Genomic DNA, 17,945 nt, shown 5'->3' with positions numbered 1-17,945 from the left:
AGAAGATTTATTATGTAAATTACTGATAACAAATAATTTACTGGTTGCCCTTTTCACCAGTAGTCGCAGGGGTTTTTGGCCCCGCGCCAGCGCAACTGTTGCGGGCCGCCCGCGCATCCCCGAAACGTTGCGTTACATTTGGCCCATCGAAGCGGGGCCGGTGGTGCCGCTTTCCGCTCTGCTTTCCCCACCCCATGAAGTCCGTAAACCTGAAGCAGCTGGCCCAGGAGCTAAGCCTGTCCGTGTCCACGGTGTCGCGGGCGCTCAACGACCGCTACGACATCTCGCAGGCCACCAAAGACCGGGTGCGGGCGCTGGCCAACCAGCTCGACTACGAGCCCAACCCCTACGCCAGCAGCCTGCGCCAAAACAAAAGCAAGACAATCGGCGTCATCATTCCCGAGGTGGCCAACCACTTTTTCTCGCTGGCTATCAATGGTATAGAGGAGGTAGCGCGCAGCAACGGCTACCACGTTCTCATCTACCTCACCCACGAGGAATACCAGCGCGAGGTGTCGATGGTGCGGCTGCTGGCCAGCGGCCGCGTCGATGGCGTGCTGGTGTCGGTGGCTAACAATGCGGACAGCGACTTTTCGCACCTCGACCTGCTGGGCGAGCGCAATATTCCGGTCGTGTTTTTCGACCGGGTGTGCGAAGGCGTGGCCGCCCCCAAGGTCACCACCGACGACTACGACAGCGGCTACCGGGCCACCCGCCACCTGCTCGACCAGGGCAGCCGCGTCATCGCCCACCTCACCATCGCCGAAAGCCTGTCCATCAGCCAGCGCCGCATGCAGGGCTACCTGGCCGCGCTGGCCGCCAGCGGCATCGCCTTCGACCCCGAGCTGCTGCTACGCTCACAAAATGATAAAGTGCAGGACGTCAAAGCTATCCAGGATTTGCTGGCCCAGCGGCCCGACATCGACGGCATCTTTGCCACCGTCGAGAGCATGGCCATGAGCAGCTACGAAGCCTGCCGCAACCTGGGCCGCGACATTCCGGCGGATGTGAAAATCATCAGCTTTTCCAACCTCGAAATTGCCGCCCTGCTGGCCCCGGCACTCACCACCATCACCCAGCCCGCCTACAACATTGGCCGTGAGGCCGCCCGCATCTTGTTTCAGTCCATTATTAAGAACCGGCCCCTGTCGGTGGCCCAAAGCCAGGAGCTGAAATCGGAGCTGGTTATCCGGGCCTCTACGGCCAGCCGCAGCGCCCCCGGCTAGCGGAAAAAAATGAACATGATGGCCAAAGCCAGCAGGAACACCACGTACATCAGGCCATCGGTGAGAATGTACTGGCGGTAGCGCTGGTAAAATTCGCGGAGGCGGCTCATAAGCGGAGGGGGAAGCCGGGCGAAGGTACGGCGGCTAAATTTTGTGTACTTTTGAGGCTATCCCTATCTACTAAATTAATGGCTGTTATACCGCTTAAGCGCTGGATTTTTGCGCCCTTGCCCAACTCCACAACGGTGGCAGGGCTGGAGCAGGCGCTGGGCATCAGCCCGTTACTGGCCCGCCTGCTGGTGCAGCGCGGCATCGAAACGCCCGCCGCCGCCGAGGCCTTTTTTACGCCCGACCTCGCCAACCTGGTGTCGCCCTGGCTCATGTGCGACATGGACCTGGCCGTGGCCCGCCTGCGCCGGGCTCTCGACAGCGGCGAGCGGATACTGGTGCTGGGCGACTACGACGTGGACGGCATTACGTCGGTAGCGTTGGTAGTGAGCTTCTTGCGTGATTTAATAGAAGGCCCCGACCTCGACGAGGCGGCCAGCCGCTTCCAGCCCTACATCCCCGACCGCCACCGCGAAGGCTATGGTATTTCGGTGCAGGCCGTGGATTTTGCCAAAGCCAGTGGCATAAGCCTTATTATCGCCCTCGATTGCGGCGTGAAAGCCGTGGAGCAGGTGGCCTACGCCAACACGCTGGGCGTAGACTTCGTAATCTGCGACCACCACCTGCCCGGCGAGGTGCTGCCGCCCGCCGTGGCCGTGCTCGACCCCAAGCGCCTCGATTGCAGCTACCCGTACCCCGACCTTTCGGGTTGCGGCGTGGGCTTCAAGCTGCTACAAGCTTACACCGAAAAATACAATTTACCCTTAGCTCCGCTTTATGCGCAGCTCGACCTTGTGACGGTAAGTATCGCGGCCGACGTGGTGCCGATTACCGGCGAAAACCGCATTCTGGCTCACCACGGCCTGCGCCGCTTCAACGTGACGCAGGCGGCCGCCTTTGCCGCGCCGCAGCCCTCCGCCCTAGCCTCGGCCGACACCCTGGACGGCCCCGGCCCGCTGGCCCCGCCACCCACCGAGGCTGCGCACGACGGCCTGCGCCCCGGCCTGGCCGCGCTGCACGAGCTGGCTACCCCGCGCCAGGGGCCGCTGAGCCTCAGCTCGTTGGTGTTTGGCTTTGCGCCGCGCATCAACGCCGCCGGCCGCATGGGCGACGCCCACCGCGCCGTGAATATGCTATTGGCCGCCACTCAGCAAGAGGCCCGCTACACCGCCGAAGTGGTGGACCACATGAACCAGGAGCGCCGCCTCTCCGACGCCCGCACCACCCAGGAGGCGCTTGCCCTCATTGTGGCCGACCCCGACGGTGCCACCTCGCCCGCCACCGTGCTCTACCAGGCCCACTGGCCGCAGGGCGTGCTGGGCATTGTGGCCTCGCGCTGCCTCGACCAGTACTACCGCCCCACCGTCATCCTCACCGAGCGCGACGGCCTGGCTACCGGCTCGGCGCGCTCGGTATCGGGCTTCGACGTGCACGAAGTGCTGGAGGCGTGCGCCCCGCTGCTGCGCCAGTTTGGCGGCCACAAGGCCGCCGCCGGCCTGGCCCTGCCCATCGAAAACGTGCCCGCTTTTCGCGAGCAGTTTATGCGCGAGGTGGCGGCCCGCCTGCCCGCCGGCCAGCTGCCCGTGCGCCCGGTCGAGATTGACGCGGAGTTGGATTTTACGCAGCTCACCGAGGAGTTTCTGAACCAGCTGGGCCGCCTGGAGCCGTTTGGGCCGGGCAACCCGGCCCCCATTTTTGCCACCCACCATGTGCGGGCGGTGCCCGGTTCGGTGCGCCCCGTGGGCCAGGCCGGCCACCTCAAAATCAGGCTCATGCAGCCCGGCCAGTCGCCAGGCCTCGTGCTGGAGGCCATCGGCTTCGGCCTGGGTCACTATCTGCCCCGCCTACTCGAAAGCCCCGAAGCCTCCTTCAGTGTGTGCTACGCCCTGGAAATGAACGAGTTTCGCGGCCACCGCACCTTGCAGCTCCGCCTCAACGACTTGCGTTGGGAAGATGGTAAATGAGTGAGTTGTGAATGAGTGAATTGGTGAATGAGCGAGTTGTAAATTAATGAGTTGGTGAACATCAGTTATGTAACTCATTAATTTACAACTCGCTCATTCACCAACTCACTCATTCACAACTCACCGCATGCGCTACGTCTCGCTCGACCTTGAAACCAGCGGCTCCGACCCGATCCGGCACCAGGTGCTGGAGCTGGCCGCCGTGGTGGAAGACACCCGCCGCACCGCCACCACGCCCCTGGCCGAACTGCCGGCTTTCCGGCGAGCCCTGCGCTACCGCGAGCTCACTGGCACGCCCGGCGCGCTGGCCCTCAACGCCCGCCTGCTGGTAGAGCTGGCCGATAAAACCAAGGCCGACGCCCCCGACATCTGCGCGCCCGCCGAGGTGCTGCCGCAGCTGCGTGAGTTCCTGCTGGCCAACGGCTTCAAACCCGATAAAAAGGACTGCGTGAGCTTCACGATAGCTGGCAAAAACGTGGGCACATTCGACGTGCTGTTTTTGCGCCAGCTGCCCGGCTGGGGCACCTTAGTCAGGTCGGAGCCCGCCGTGCTCGACCCGGCCGCGTTCTACCTCAACTGGCACAAAGATTCGCGCCTGCCCTCCATGCTCATCTGCCAGGCCCGCCTCGGCGACCCCGAGCCGCACGTGGCCCACGAAGCCCTCGCTGATGCCCTAGAAGTAGTGCGCCTGCTACGCCCGTTCTACGACCGGCCAGCTTATAAGTCAATTGTGAAGGAGTGAATTGGTGAAGGAGTGAGGCACGTAACATGGCCCTCACTCCTTCACAACTCACTCCTTCACAACTCACTGAGAGCTACCAGCTACCAGCTACCGCTGGCGCCCCCACCGCCGCTGTCGCCGCCGCCCCACGAGTCGCTGCTAGAGCTGTCCGACGAAGAGTCGGAAGACGACCAGGAGTTGCTGGACGAGTCGCTGCTACTGCTGCCTGAGTGGCTGTCGCTTTCATACGTTGCGCCTGCCCCAATGCCTATCGCCCAGGCCCAAAGGCCCCGCGTGCCGCGCTCCATGAGCAGCCACGTCAGCAGCCCTGCCATCAGCATTGACACGCAGAGGAGCAGGCTCGGGCCCCGTTCATCGGCCGCCGGGGGCTCGAAAGATGCCGTTTCGCCCTGCGCCAGGCGAATGAGCTGGTCGGCCAGCGCGTCGAGGCCCGCGTAATACTGCTCTTGCTTAAAGGCTGGAGTCAATACTCCCGTAATCAGTCGCTTAGCAATAGCGTCCGGGACGGCGCCTTCGAGGCCATAGCCAGTCTGGATGCGCATTTCGTGCTCTTGCGCGGCCACCAACACCAGCAGGCCATTGTGGTTTTTGCGCTGGCCAATGCCCCAGTTGCCGTACAGCTTTTGCGCGTAGTCGGCAATGTCGCTGCCGTCGAGCGTGGGCACCGTTACCACCACGAGCTGGGTAGTGCTGCTGTGCTCAAATGCCTGAAGCTTAGCGCCGAGCGCGGCCGCATCCTGCGTACTCAGCAGGCCCGCGCCGTCGCTCACCGGCGTGTACACGGCCGGGCGTGGCGGCATGCCGTGGCTGGCCACGGGCGCCCGCAGGTGGCCCAGCCACTGGCTAGCGCCCTGCCATAGGCTCAGTCCCAACGCGCTCAGCATCAGGCATCCTATAAACAACCCACCCAGGCAGCCCATGCTACTAAAAAACTTGCCCGCCAGCGACATAGAGTCACTGGCGGGCTTGGTAGTTTCTTTTTCGGGAGTCGAATTTCGTTTGGCAGCCAATGCGCGAGGGGAGGACCTTTTCATACGCAGTTGGCTGAGAGGTTTAGGTTTGGTAGCTGTCAGTAAAAGGCTTCGGCTAAATATCTCTTTGATTGACAGTATGTTGTGAGGAAAGCAAAGCCGGTTTTATTCTGCCCATTCACTCATTCACCACTCACCAAGACCCGCTGGCGCCGCCACCACCGCTACTGCCGCCGCCAAAGCCGCCGAAGCCACCTCCACCGCCGCCGCCAAAGCCGCCGCCCCCGCCGCCAAATACGCCCCGGCCACCCGAGAAGTCGCCGAAGATGATGGGGGGGATGAAGCCGCCGCCGCCGCGCCCGCCCCGGCCGCCGCCCCCGCCCCGCGAGCGCAGGATGAAGAACAGCACCAACGCCCCGATAATCAGCCACATGCCAATGCCCGAGCCCGGGCGGTCGCGCGGGCCGCGCCGCGCCGCGTTGGGGTCGCCTTTGTAGCCCTCGCCCCTGGCCAGCGAAATGAGCGCATCGGTGGCCCGGTCGAGGCCCGCGTAGTACTGGTTCTGCTTAAAGGCGGGCACTAACACATTGCTAATAATGCGCTTAGCCAGGGCATCGGGCACGGCCCCTTCCAGGCCGTAGCCGGTCTGAATGCGCGCCGTGTGCTCCTTGGCCGCCACTAGCACCAAAATGCCGTTGTCCTTGCCCTTCTGGCCGATGCCCCAGCCTTCGTACAGCTTTTGGGCGTAGTCGGCAATGTCGTTGCCATCGAGCGAGGGCACGGTTACTACCGCAATCTGCGACGACGTGCTGTCGTTGTAGGCCACCAGCTTTTGCTCCAGCGCGGCCACTTCCTGGGGTTGCAGCAGCCCCGCCAGGTCGTTGACGAGGCGCGGCGGGCTGGGGCGCGGGGGCACGGTTTGGGCGCGGGCCGCCAGGCCCAGGCCCAGCAGCAGCACCAGTAGCCACGCCCAGGCCGCCGGGTGCCGGGCGGGGCGCAGCGGGGTGAGAGTTATCGTTTTCATCGGCGGGGAGTGGGCGCGTTGTCGCCGTAAGAAATGTCGTCGTCAAGCTCATTCACATCGGTAGCCTCGTCGTAGGGGAAAAGCTGCCGCAGCTGCTCGCCCACCAGCCGAATGCCGCGCTCCAGCCCCGGCACGTACTTCTCCTGCCGAAAGTGGTCCATCACGGTTTCCTTCACGGCCTCCCAAAACTCGTCGGGCACCACCGAGTTGATGCCCGAATCGCCCACCACGGCAAACTGCCGCGTTTGCCAGGCCAGGTAAAACAGCACCCCGTTGCGCAGCTTGGTGTGGTGCATGTTCAGTTCGGCAAACACCTGGGCGGCGCGGTCAAGCGGCTCCGGCGTGGGGCATTTATCTTCCAGATGCAGCCGGATTTCGCCCGACGTGCGCAGCTCGGCAGCCTTGATGGCGGCCACCAGCGTGGCTTCCTGGGCGGGGGTAAGGGGGTGGGTCATGGCGTACAGGGATGAAATAAAACCGTCTGTCATGGCGAGGAGGAATGACGAAGCCATCTCTCCTTCCGTTTGGCCAACGAATAGGAAGGATTGCTTCGTCGTTCCTCCTCGCAATGACAGACGATTGTGTAAGCAGCAGCTGAACAGTTATTTGCTGCCGGCGGGCGCGCCGCCCATGTCGCCGAAGTCCACTTTGGGCGCGTCCTTGGCCCCGGCATCGGCCTCGAAGTAACCCTTGGGCTGGAAGCCGAACATGCCGGCAAACAGGTTGTTGGGGAACGAGCGCGTGAAGGTGTTGTAGTCGTTTACGTTGCCGTTAAACTTGTTGCGCTCCACGTTGATGCGGTTTTCGGTGCCCTCAATCTGGGCCTGCAGCTCCTGAAAGTTGGCGTTGGCCTTCAGTTCGGGGTAGTTTTCGCTCACGGCCAGCAGGCGGCCCAGGCCCTGGCTCAGCTGGCTTTGGGCAGCCTGAAACTTCTCGATGTTTTCGGGCGTCAGGTTGTCAGCGCTGATGTTGACGCTCGTGGCCCTAGCGCGGGCCGCGATAACGCCTTCGAGGGTCGATTTCTCGAAGTTGGCGGCGCCCTTCACAGTACTCACCAGGTTGGGGATAAGGTCGGAGCGGCGCTGATAGGCACTCTGCACGTTGGCCCATTGGCCTTTCACGGCCTGGTCGCGCTGCACCATGCCGTTGTAGCCGCACGACGATTGCGAGAGCAGCGTCACCATCGCGGCGAAGTAGAGGAGAAGGCGTTTCATAGAACAAGGGTTTCTAAATGCTGGGCTTAGCTTTGGGGCCCAGCGGTGAGAAAGAAAAGAATCGACCGGCCGTAACCACCACCCAATGGTAGCGGTTATGGTGCCCGACCGGCCCAAAGTACGCAGCCGCCCGCTAACGGTTGTACGGTTCCGCTTTTTCTGCCTTTGCCCTCTTCGTACATGAAAGCCATTATTCCCGTTGCCGGCATCGGCTCGCGCCTGCGCCCCCACACCCACACCCAGCCCAAAAGCCTGGTGCCGGTAGCCGGCAATACCATCCTGGGCCATATCATCGACCGCCTGCGCGGGGCCGGCCTCACCGAGTTTGTGTTCATCATCGGCTACCTGGGCGAAAAGATTGAGCAGTACGTGCGCCGCCACTACCCCGATCTTAACGCCACTTTCGTGGTGCAGGAGCCGCGCGAGGGCCTCGGCCACGCCCTGTGGGTGGCCCGCGACACCTTCCGCCACGAGCCCGACGGCGTGCTCATCATGCTCGGCGATACCATCGTGGACATCGACCTGCCCGCCCTACTGCGCCAGCCCGGCACGGTGCTGGCCGTGAAGGAGGTGAAAACCCCCAGCCTCTTTGGCCTGGTTGAAACCAATGCCGCCGGCCAGGTCAGCCGCGTGGTGGAGAAGCCCCGCATCCCGAAGTCGAATTATGCGCTGGTGGGCCTCTACAAAATGGCCAACGCCGAAAAGCTGGCCCAGTCGCTGGAGTGGCTCATCGAAACCGGCCGCCGCACCCACGAGGAGTACCAGCTCACCGATGCGCTCATGCACCTCATCGAGGAAGGCGAGCCCATGCAGACGGTAGCCGTGGACAACTGGTTTGACTGCGGCCGCAAGGAAACCCTGCTCGAAGCCAATGCCCGCCTGCTCGACCAGCCCGAGTTTCGGCAGGAGCGCGCCTACCCCGAGTTTCCCAACACCGTCATTATTCCGCCCGTCAGCATCGGCGCGGGCTGCCGCATCGAGCACGCCATCATCGGTCCCAACGTGGCCATCGGCGACCGCACCATCATCCGCCACACCATCGTCAGCGACAGCATTATCGGCTCTTATTCCGAGCTCAGCTCGGCCGTGATGAGCGACTGCATCGTGGGTTCCGACGCCTCCTTTAAAGGCCTGAACCACAGCCTCAACCTGGGCGACAATACCGAAATCGACTACGGCCAGGCGCGTGGGTAGCACAGTAGCGCGAATCTTCCGCTTCGTGCGCAGCGCAGCGAGCATCTGGCGGCCGGGTCATCCGGTGCCGCCTGCTCGCTGCGCTGCGCACGAATGCGGAAGATTCGCGCTACACCACCACGTTATCAATCAGCCGCACGCCGCTTAGATGGGCGGCTACGCACAGCACTACGCCGCAGCCGGCCACATACTGCGCCAGCGGTTGCAAGGTCTGCGCATCGGCCACTTCAAAATACTCGGGGGTAAACTGCGGCTCGGTCGCCAGCGCCGCTTGCGCCAGCGCCTGCACCTCGGCCGGGGCCACGCCCTGGCGCACCTGCTCGGCCGCCTGGGTCAGCACGCGGTAGAGTAGGGGGGCCGCCGCCCGCGCCTCGGCCGAGAGGCGGCGGTTGCGCGACGACATGGCCAGGCCATCGACCTCGCGCACCGTGGGATATACAATTAGCTCCAAGTCAAATGACAGGTCTTCAATAAGTTGGCGCACTAAGGCTACTTGTTGAAAATCCTTCTGGCCAAAGTACGCCGCGTGCGGCCGGGCCAGGTGAAATAGCTTGCTCACCACCGTAGCCACGCCGTTGAAGTGGCCGGGTCGGTGCGCACCCTCCATTACCCGCTCCAGCGGGCCGAAGTCGAAGTGCAGCACCGTGGGCTGCGGGTACATCTCGGCCACGGTGGGCATAAATAGCGCCGTGCAGCCCGCCCCGGCCAGCAGGGCCGTGTCTTGCTCGGGCAGGCGCGGGTAGAGGCGCAGGTCGTCGGAGTTATTAAACTGGGTAGGGTTGACGAAGATGCTGGCGATAACGTCGTAGCCAGCGGCGGCCCCGGCCTGCACTAGTTGCAGGTGGCCGTTGTGCAGGGCGCCCATGGTAGGCACCAAGGCTAGGCGGCGGCCGGCGCTACGGGCGGCTTCCGAGTAGGCCCGCAGCTCGGCGGCGGTAGTAAAAACGTGCATTAAGCTGAGCGATAGAACGATAGGGTTAAGCAAATTTTATTGAAAATTCGCGAAAAAATGCGTATTTTTGTGGAGCCAATCTGTGGCCCGTTCTCAAATCCTTTAGTTCACTAGCTATGTCGAAGTTGCGCATCCTGTACGCGGCCACCGAAATTGACCCTTTTCTCCAGACTACGAAAGTAGCGGAGCTGTTGCGCCGCTTGCCGGCCGGCATGCAGGAGGCGGGCGCCGAAATCCGGATTTTTGTGCCTCGCTTCGGCATCATTAATGAGCGTAAGAACCGCCTGCACGAAGTGGTACGCCTCTCGGGCATCAACATTGCGGTGGGCGACGATGAGAAGCCCCTGGTCATCAAGGTAGCTTCCATTCCGACCGCGAAGCTACAGGTTTATTTCATCGACAACGAGGATTACTTCCACCGCAAGTCGGCGCTAGTTGATAAAAACGACAAGTTCTACGCCGACAACGACGAGCGCGCCATCTTCTTCTGCAAGGGCGTACTCGAAACGGTGAAAAAGCTCGGCTGGTCGCCCGATATCGTGCATTGCAACGACTGGATGACCTCGCTCATCCCGCTGTACTTGAAAACGACCTACAAAAAAGACCCCGTTTTCAAGGATGCCAAGTCGGTATTCACGGTCTACAACAACGAGTTCCTGGATAAATTTGAAGGAAACTTAGTAGACAAAGCCAAGATGCTCGACATCGACGACCAGATGCTGAAGTCGCTGAAGACGGCCGACTTCTCGGGCTTCGTGAAGCTGGGTATGGAGTACGCCGATACGGTAGTGCGCCAAGATGAGGACTTTTCCGACAATATGAATGGCTTATTCAAAGAATACGCGTTGAACAACCGCCTCAGCCAGGTGGCTACCGACGAAAACCTGCTCTCCTCCTACCAAGCCCTCTACGACGAACTGGCCAACTAGTTCCTCTGGGCTCCGGCGAGGTTGAGAAGATACTTCTTAACTTTGCGAGTCCCGTACCGGCCGCTGGTCTCGCTTTGGGCGAAGCTAGCGGCCGGTGCTGTTTTACAAGCGCTTAGCGGTGAGCGCGACGGTTTGGCTATAAAATTGCTAGAGCCCCACGCCCCGCTTCTACGGGTTTACTAGTTATCTTAAAATTTACTTTTACTCTTTCTGCACATGTGCGGTATCGTTGCATATCTCGGCCATCGTGAGGCCTGCCCCATTATCCTTAAAGGACTGCATCGCCTCGAATACCGGGGCTACGACTCGGCCGGCGTAGCCCTGCTCAACGGTGAGCTGAGCGTCTATAAGAAAAAGGGCAAAGTAGCCGAGCTGGAGAAATTCCTGACCGATAAGGATACTCACGCCACCGTGGGCATGGGCCACACCCGCTGGGCTACCCACGGTGAGCCCAACGACGTGAATGCTCACCCGCATTACTCAACCTCCGAGCGGATTGCCATCATTCATAACGGCATCATCGAGAACTACGCGGCGCTGAAAACCCACCTCGAACAGCAGGGCCACACGTTCCACTCCGATACCGATACGGAGGTGTTCGTCAACCTCATCGAGGATATCCAGACAAATAATAACTGCACGCTGGAAGAAGCCGTGCGCCTGGCGCTGCACGAAGTAGTTGGTGCTTACGCCATTGTGGTGCTGAGCAAGGATGCCCCCAACCAGCTCATCGCGGCCCGCAAGGGCTCGCCGCTGGTTATCGGCATTGGTGAAGGCGAGTTTTTTGTGGCTTCCGATGCCACGCCCATCATTGAGTACACCAATGAGGTAGTCTATGTAAACGACTACGAACTGGTCGTTATCAAGGACGGGCAGATGGCCATCCGCTCGCGCGAAGACGTGGTGCAGACGCCCTACATTCAGCGCCTGGAGCTGGAGCTTGATAGTATCGAAAAGGGTGGCTACGAGCACTTTATGCTCAAGGAGATTTTTGAGCAGCCGCGCTCTATCCTCGATTCCATGCGCGGGCGCCTGGAGCTGGGTGGTAGCCACCTCAACATGGCGGGCTTCCGGGCCTACGAGCAGAAGTTTGTGAATGCCCAGCGCATTATCATCGTGGCCTGCGGCACGTCGTGGCACGCCGGCCTGGTAGCCGAGTATCTCATTGAGGACCTGGCGCGCATTCCGGTGGAGGTGGAGTACGCTTCGGAGTTCCGCTACCGTAACCCGGTTATCTCGGAACGCGATATCGTAATCGCCATCTCGCAGAGCGGTGAAACGGCCGACACGCTGGCTGCCCTGGAGTTGGCTAAGAGCAAGGGTGCCACCATTTTCGGCATCTGCAACGTGGTGGGTAGCAGCATTGCCCGCGCCACCGACGCCGGCGCCTACACCCACGCCGGCCCCGAAATTGGCGTAGCTTCTACCAAGGCCTTCACGGCCCAGGTAACGGTGCTCACGCTGCTGGCCATGTGCATCGGCCAGCGCAAGGGCACGCTCTCAGACACCCGCCTGCGCGAGCTGACGACTGAACTGCACAACATTCCCGCCAAGGTGGAGAAAGCGTTGAAGCTAGACGCCGAAATCCAGCTGATTGCCGAAACGTTTAAGGATGTGCCTAACTTCCTATACCTGGGCCGCGGCTACAACTTTCCGGTAGCCCTGGAAGGCGCGCTTAAGCTCAAGGAAATCAGCTATATCCACGCTGAGGGGTACCCCGCCGCCGAGATGAAGCACGGCCCCATCGCCCTCATCGACGAGAATATGCCGGTGGTAGTTATCGCTACCAAAGACAGTTCGTATGAGAAGGTGGTAAGCAACATTCAGGAGGTGAAAGCCCGCAAAGGCCGCATCATCGCCGTGGTAACGGAAGGCGACACTACCATCCCGGCCATGGCCGAGTTCGTGATTGAAGTGCCCGCCACCTCGGAGGTCCTGATGCCGCTGGTGTCGGTGATTCCGCTGCAGCTCCTGAGCTACCACATTGCCGTGCTGCGCGGCTGCAACGTAGACCAGCCCCGCAACCTCGCCAAGTCGGTGACGGTGGAGTAAGTATAAGTCGACTTGCTTCTGTTTATCAGATAGTTGCGCTAAGTGATAGAAAGTCATGCCGAGGCTGTTTAGACAGCCTCGGCATGACTTTTGTTTTTGTAATATATTGATTAGTACGTTATACCAGCGTTGCTAAGTGCTTTTATCGTTGCGTTATTGCGCTATGCCACGACCAGCTGCCCTGTTTTCATTTTTGGCTGCTTTAGGCTGCGTATTGCCTTTTCTGGGGCTGGCTTTCTACAGCCATGCCGCGCTGGACGACTACGCTATCGGCACTGCTTTGCGCGCCACCGATATCTTCAGCTATACTTGGGGTACTTATGTGAATTGGTCGGGTCGATACTCGGCTTCCTTGTTCAGTGCCATTCATCAGTTGTTCGATGCGCATCCAGCTTGGTACCCTTACCTAATTTTTGGCTTTATAAGCCTCTTTGTCAGTAGCTTATTTGCGGCGGTTGTAGTACTGGTGCCGGGCCTGCCAACCGGCCGGCTGTTGGCGGGAAGCGTGGTTCTCGTTACGGGGCTAAGTGCCTTTCCATGGCCCGCCGAAGGCATTTTCTGGTTGACAGGCGCAGTAGCTTACTTAACCCCACTCATTATGAGCTGCTGGTTATTGATTCTATTAGCTACTTTTTATGCAGCCCCAGCCGGGCCGCAGTGGGGTGGCTGGTGGTTGCTTGGTGGGCTAATAGGGTTTTTCATTGCTGGTTTTTCCGAGGTGATGGCTTTGCTTTTGCTATTGGTGGGCAGTGCGGTATGGGCAATGCCTACGCTACGGCCATTCCGCCGAGAGGCGCATTGGGCAGGGGCCGCCATTGCGGTTGGCTGCCTGCTCACGCTCGCCGCACCCGGAAATTTTCATCGTCTGGGTATCCGGCCGAGTATCATTCAGGTGGGAAATGCCGCGGTATTGGCCGCGTTAAGCACGGGCTACCTGCTCCTCAATTGGGTTGGCAATGCGCTGCTGCTTGCCCTCACCTTACTACTACTACCCATAATCCAGGCTACGGCCCGCTACCCTGGCCGCAGCTTACTCAACCGGCTGGTTGCTGGGCCTAGCTGGCTGTGGCCGCTCCTGCTAGGGGCGGGGCTATTCGGCACTACGTGGTTTTGCTATGCTGCGCAAGGTATTGGCCCGGCTTTGCGGGTTAAAAACCTTCTTTATTTTTACTTTTTGCTCTGCTGGTTTTTGAGCGTATGCGCAGCCATAAAGCATCATGGCCCAAGTGCGCAACTGCGGTATCCGGCAGGCCCAGGGCTTTATGTGGGTGGAGCACTGTTGCTCAGTTGCCTTTTCTTCACTGACCACAACCAGAACCTGGTGCATGCTGGCATCGGCCGGGCACCCAATACCGTGGTGCAGGCTTACCGTGACTGGCTCGGGGGCGATGCCGCCCGCTACCATGCGGCGCAGTTGACTCGCTATCGTATAATGCGTACTACTCAGCAAGACAGCGTGCGTTTGCCCGACCTACCCGTGCATCCGGTTACCATATTTTACTCGGATATTTCCTGTAATCCGGCCCTGTGGGGAAACAGGGCATACGCCCAGTTCTTTCACCGCAAAGCTGCTTATGCCTATCTGTTGCCATAAGCAAATTGTTGACAAACAGCATTCTATTCACAATTAGAGCCTTCTTTTCTCATGCCCCACCAAGTTATCCTCACCGACCAGGCGCCCGCGCCCATCGGCCCCTACTCACAGGCCATCAAGGCCGGTAATACGCTTTACGTTTCGGGCCAAATCCCGCTGAGCGCCGCCGGGCAGCTCGTGGGCGAAGGCGACGTAGCCGCCCAAACGCACCAAGTACTCCAAAACCTGACGGCCGTGTTGAAGGCTGGCGGCTTGCAGCTAACGGACGTGGTGAAGTGCTCCATCTTCGTAAAAGACTTAGGTAACTTTGCCATTATCAATCAGATATACGGTACTTACTTTGACGAGGCCACCGCCCCGGCTCGCGAAACGGTGGAGGTAGCCCGCCTGCCGCGCGATGTGGAGGTGGAAATTTCCTGTATCGCGGTAGGGTAGGTAGTGCGGTAAGCTTTGGCTTGCCGTCGAACGGCTTTTCCCGTGGGCCGGAAGTTACCTTTGCATATTCTTTACGGCAAGCTAAAGCTTACCGCACCTACTATGACTGACCGACCTGTTCGGGTGCGCTTTGCACCTTCGCCCACGGGGCCGCTGCACATTGGCGGCGTTCGTACGGCGCTTTATAACTACTTGCTGGCCCGTAAGTTGGGCGGCACCATGATACTGCGCATCGAGGACACCGACCAAAATCGGTTTGTGCCCGGTGCTGAGGATTACATCCGCGAAAGCCTCGAATGGGTGGGTATTGAGTTGGACGAAAGCCCCTGGAAGGGCGGCCCCCACGCGCCCTACCGCCAGAGCGAGCGCAAGCCCATGTACCGCGCCTACGCCGACCAGCTCATCCGCGACGGCTACGCCTACTATGCCTTCGACACGCCCGAGGAGCTGGATGTGATGCGCGAGCGCCTGCAAGCCGCCAAGGTGCCCAACCCACAGTACAACAGCATTACCCGTGCCCAAATGCGCAACTCGCTCACCCTACCAGAGGACGAGGTGAAGGCGCTGCTCGAAAACAACACGCCCTACGTGATTCGCCTCAAGGTGCCGCGCAAGGAGGAAGTGCGCTTTCAGGACATGATTCGGGGCTGGGTAGTGGTGCATTCGAGCGCCATCGACGACAAGGTGCTGATGAAATCGGACGGCATGCCGACCTACCACCTGGCCAATATCGTGGATGACCATTTGATGGATATCTCCCACGTTATCAGGGGGGAAGAGTGGCTGCCGAGCGCGCCGCTGCACGTGCTGCTCTACCGCTACCTGGGCTGGGAAAAGACCATGCCGCAGTTTGCCCACTTGCCGCTGCTGCTCAAGCCTGATGGCACGGGCAAGCTCAGCAAGCGCGATGGCGACCGCCTGGGCTTCCCGGTTTTTGCCACCGAGTGGCGCGGCACCGACGCCGAAACCGGCGAGCCCACCCTCAGCAAAGGCTACCGCGAGGAAGGCTACCTGCCCGAGGCGCTAATCAATTTTCTGGCCTTTTTGGGCTGGAACCCCGGCACGTTGCAGGAAATCTTCTCGATGGACGAGCTGATTCAGGCCTTTTCGATTGACCGCGTGAGCAAGTCGCCCGCCAAATTTGACCAGGCCAAGGTGAAGTGGTTTAATGAGCACTACCTGCGCGCCAAGTCCGATGCCGAGCTGGCGCCCTACCTGCTCACGGCCGTGGCCGCGCACGGCATTGCCTGCGACCAAGCCAAGGCCGAACAGATTGTGGGCGTGATGAAGGAGCGCGTGAGCTTCCCGCAGGATTTCTGGCAGGAAGCCCGGTATTTTTTCGAAGCCCCCACCGAGTACGACCCGGCGGTTATCAGCAAGAAGTGGAACCCGCAGGTGAGCGCCGCCCTGGCTGCCTACGCCGAAGCCCTGCCCGCCACCTCGGAGCCCAGCAGCAATGCGGAGGTGCTGAAGGCGATTTTTACCCAAACGGTAGAAGATCAGGGCCTGAAGCCGGGCCAGGTATTGCAGGCCTTGCGCGTAGCCGTGACTGGCGCAGCCGCCGGCCCCGACCTGTTCGAAACGCTGGCCATCTTGGGTACTGGCGAGGTAGCCAAGCGCCTGCGCATGGCCATCGAGCGCCTGAGCTAGCGCCCGGCCCACCAAACCCCAACCCGAGGCCGCGCCGTATGCACTACGACGCGGCCTCTTGCGTTGGCCCGTAGTTGCTCATCGTTACTGACTTCTTGAAAGAGAAATGGCTAAGAAACCCACCAAACCCAAGCAGAAGCCCGCCGAGCCTGAGAAGAAAGCCCGCGTGCATAAAGAATTGGATGGCTTCGAAATCGGCGTGAACCCGCTGGGCGAAATCACCTCCAACTATTCCATCGAGCAGATAAACCAGTTTTTGGGCCGCCACGTGCGCGACAAGAAAATAGTGCACCGCGAGGGGCAGTTCGGCGAAGAAGCGCAGGCCCGCACCGCTGCCGAAGAAGCCCGCCTGGCCCGCGAAGATGAAGAAAACTTCCCCGCCACCGATGGCCCGCCCGAAGAGCCAGAAGAAACCGACGAGGACTTTATGAAGCGCACCAGCCGCGAGGCCAAGCGCAAAAAGCCCGCCGCTACCGACGACGACGAGGCCGCCGAGACCCGCCAAGAGCTACCCGAATAGTAAGAATTTGGTAATCAACACGTTGGCTACATGGCTACTGCGCTAGGTGGCCCAGCCAAGCTGGGAGCGGCCCGGGGCCGACTGGGGCCGGTAATTTGGGGCGGACGCTACATTTGTGCTCCACCCAAATTTCCCTGGCCATGCGCTCGCACGATGTTGATTACCGAATTATTGGCGCCGACATCCAGGTGCTCGAAATAGAACTGGACCCCCAGGAAACCGTGATTGCCGAGGCCGGTGCCATGGTATACATGGAGGAAGACATTGCCTTCGAAACCAAGATGGGCGATGGCTCTTCCCCCGACCAGGGCCTGTTGGGTAAGCTGTTTTCGGCGGGCACGCGGCTCATCACCGGCGAGAGCTTGTTTCTGACGCACTTTACGCACCGGGGTAACTCAGGCAAGAGCCGGGTGGCTTTTTCGGCCCCTTATCCGGGCACTATTATTCCTGTTGACTTGGGCACCATGCCCCAAGGCCTCATTGTGCAGAAAGATGGCTTTTTGGCCGCCGCCCGGGGCACCCAAATCAGCGTGCATTTCAATCAGAAATTCGGGGCCGGCTTATTTGGCGGCGAGGGCTTTATTCTGCAAAAGCTGACCGGCGACGGCAAGGCCTTTGTGCACGCCGGCGGCACCATCATCGAAAAGCGCCTGAATAACGAGCTGCTGCGCGTGGATACGGGCTGCGTGGTAGCGTTTGAGCCGGGTATTGACTTTAGCGTGGCGCGCGCGGGCGGCCTCAAGTCGATGATATTTGGGGGCGAGGGCCTGATGCTGGCCACCCTGCGCGGCACCGGCCGCGTCTGGATTCAGTCGATGCCCGTGAAGAAGCTTATTCAGGCCCTGGCCCCGTGGGGCGGCAATGCCAAGAAAGAAAGCGGCACCGTGCTGGGCGGCCTTTTTGGCGGCCTGCTCGATGAATAGTAGCCGTTAGTCTTCCGGCTTGCTACTGCGGGCTAGTGGCCAGGTGGTAGGCTACCACCCCCAGCGTTACGACCAGCGCCGCCACCAGCAACCCCACTACCACCAGCGTACGCCGCGTAGAAGCACCGGCAGCCTGCAGCTGCCTGGCCCCGTTGAAGGAGGAGCGGCGATAGGGGTGGGACGATGACGAGCGGTGGGAAGCGCTGAGATGCGGAGAAGCCATGCTGAGCAACAGAAATTAAGAGGCGGGAAAATTACAACTTACTGACGAATCATAGCAAAGCTACGACAGTGCCTGCAAGTTGGATTGCCCGTAGCAAGCTAATAAGCTAAGCACTCGTTCAATACCCGTTTAAAGTCGCCGAATTGTCCTGCGCGGCTCGTTGCTAACTGCGCTTTCTGCCGGTGCCTAGGTTCCCCGTTTAGTTTCATTTCGGCTCCCGCGTG

Annotated in this window: 17 protein-coding genes; 11 read left to right on the top strand and 6 right to left on the bottom strand. The window is 60.6% G+C overall.

The features are described 5' to 3' along the window. Positions 1-194 precede the first annotated feature (194 nt). From QMK33_RS04600 to QMK33_RS04590, 3 genes are all read left to right on the top strand, one after another. On the top strand, positions 195-1,226 hold the full coding sequence (locus tag QMK33_RS04600) for a LacI family DNA-binding transcriptional regulator (protein WP_283563382.1): 1,032 nt from the start codon (positions 195-197) through the stop codon (positions 1,224-1,226). Positions 1,227-1,453: 227 nt separating this feature from the next. After that, on the top strand, positions 1,454-3,298 hold the full coding sequence (gene recJ / locus QMK33_RS04595; RefSeq protein ID WP_283563381.1) for a single-stranded-DNA-specific exonuclease RecJ: 1,845 nt from the start codon (positions 1,454-1,456) through the stop codon (positions 3,296-3,298). Positions 3,299-3,425: 127 nt separating this feature from the next. Continuing rightward, the gene (locus QMK33_RS04590) at positions 3,426-4,040 is read left to right on the top strand and encodes a 3'-5' exonuclease family protein (protein ID WP_283563380.1); all 615 of its coding nucleotides are present in this window, start codon (positions 3,426-3,428) and stop codon (positions 4,038-4,040) included. Between the two features lie 80 nt (positions 4,041-4,120). Here QMK33_RS04590 and QMK33_RS04585 read toward each other — a convergent pair whose 3' ends face one another. The 4 genes from QMK33_RS04585 to QMK33_RS04570 form a co-directional block, all read right to left on the bottom strand. Next, on the bottom strand, positions 4,121-5,050 hold the full coding sequence (locus tag QMK33_RS04585) for a TPM domain-containing protein (RefSeq protein ID WP_283563379.1): 930 nt from the start codon (positions 5,048-5,050) through the stop codon (positions 4,121-4,123). A 154-nt stretch (positions 5,051-5,204) separates the two neighbouring features. Further along, positions 5,205-6,035: a TPM domain-containing protein gene (locus QMK33_RS04580; protein ID WP_283563378.1), complete on the bottom strand. Its 831-nt coding sequence runs from the start codon at positions 6,033-6,035 to the stop codon at positions 5,205-5,207. Next, entirely contained in the window at positions 6,032-6,490 is a 459-nt protein-coding gene (locus QMK33_RS04575) for a TPM domain-containing protein (RefSeq protein ID WP_283563377.1), read from the bottom strand. The genes QMK33_RS04580 and QMK33_RS04575 overlap by 4 nt, the downstream gene beginning before the upstream one ends. A gap of 147 nt (positions 6,491-6,637) precedes the next feature. Beyond that, the gene (locus QMK33_RS04570; protein WP_502867042.1) at positions 6,638-7,249 is read right to left on the bottom strand and encodes a LemA family protein; all 612 of its coding nucleotides are present in this window, start codon (positions 7,247-7,249) and stop codon (positions 6,638-6,640) included. 180 nt (positions 7,250-7,429) lie between these two features. Here QMK33_RS04570 and QMK33_RS04565 point away from each other — a divergent pair, with 180 nt between their 5' ends. Next, positions 7,430-8,443, top strand: coding sequence for a sugar phosphate nucleotidyltransferase (locus QMK33_RS04565; RefSeq protein ID WP_283563376.1), 1,014 nt, complete (start codon positions 7,430-7,432; stop codon positions 8,441-8,443). A 109-nt stretch (positions 8,444-8,552) separates the two neighbouring features. On the opposite strand, the gene panC is transcribed toward QMK33_RS04565, so the two are convergent. After that, positions 8,553-9,395 (bottom strand): pantoate--beta-alanine ligase, encoded by an 843-nt coding sequence (panC, locus tag QMK33_RS04560; RefSeq protein ID WP_283563375.1) that lies wholly within the window; start codon positions 9,393-9,395, stop codon positions 8,553-8,555. 116 nt (positions 9,396-9,511) lie between these two features. On the opposite strand from panC, the gene QMK33_RS04555 reads away from it, so the two are divergent. The 7 genes from QMK33_RS04555 (at position 9,512) to QMK33_RS04525 (ending at position 17,498) form a co-directional block, all read left to right on the top strand. Continuing rightward, complete coding sequence (locus tag QMK33_RS04555) at positions 9,512-10,324, top strand: glycogen/starch synthase (RefSeq protein WP_283563374.1); 813 nt, start codon at positions 9,512-9,514, stop codon at positions 10,322-10,324. A 216-nt stretch (positions 10,325-10,540) separates the two neighbouring features. Further along, positions 10,541-12,376 (top strand): glutamine--fructose-6-phosphate transaminase (isomerizing), encoded by a 1,836-nt coding sequence (glmS, locus tag QMK33_RS04550; RefSeq protein ID WP_283563373.1) that lies wholly within the window; start codon positions 10,541-10,543, stop codon positions 12,374-12,376. Positions 12,377-12,539: 163 nt separating this feature from the next. Further along, on the top strand, positions 12,540-13,970 hold the full coding sequence (locus tag QMK33_RS04545) for a DUF6056 family protein (RefSeq protein WP_283563372.1): 1,431 nt from the start codon (positions 12,540-12,542) through the stop codon (positions 13,968-13,970). Positions 13,971-14,021: 51 nt separating this feature from the next. Next, on the top strand, positions 14,022-14,405 hold the full coding sequence (locus QMK33_RS04540; protein WP_283563371.1) for a RidA family protein: 384 nt from the start codon (positions 14,022-14,024) through the stop codon (positions 14,403-14,405). Positions 14,406-14,507: 102 nt separating this feature from the next. Continuing rightward, on the top strand, positions 14,508-16,055 hold the full coding sequence (gltX, locus tag QMK33_RS04535; protein WP_283563370.1) for a glutamate--tRNA ligase: 1,548 nt from the start codon (positions 14,508-14,510) through the stop codon (positions 16,053-16,055). Positions 16,056-16,161: 106 nt separating this feature from the next. Next, entirely contained in the window at positions 16,162-16,575 is a 414-nt protein-coding gene (locus QMK33_RS04530; protein WP_283563369.1) for a hypothetical protein, read from the top strand. A gap of 140 nt (positions 16,576-16,715) precedes the next feature. Then, positions 16,716-17,498 (top strand): TIGR00266 family protein, encoded by a 783-nt coding sequence (locus QMK33_RS04525; RefSeq protein WP_283563368.1) that lies wholly within the window; start codon positions 16,716-16,718, stop codon positions 17,496-17,498. A 22-nt stretch (positions 17,499-17,520) separates the two neighbouring features. On the opposite strand, the gene QMK33_RS04520 is transcribed toward QMK33_RS04525, so the two are convergent. Next, entirely contained in the window at positions 17,521-17,721 is a 201-nt protein-coding gene (locus tag QMK33_RS04520; protein ID WP_283563367.1) for a hypothetical protein, read from the bottom strand. Positions 17,722-17,945: the final 224 nt, after the last annotated feature.

It is taken from the genome of Hymenobacter sp. H14-R3 (assembly GCF_030063445.1).
Taxonomy (GTDB): domain Bacteria; phylum Bacteroidota; class Bacteroidia; order Cytophagales; family Hymenobacteraceae; genus Hymenobacter.
This window is presented reverse-complemented; position numbering and strand designations above follow the sequence as displayed.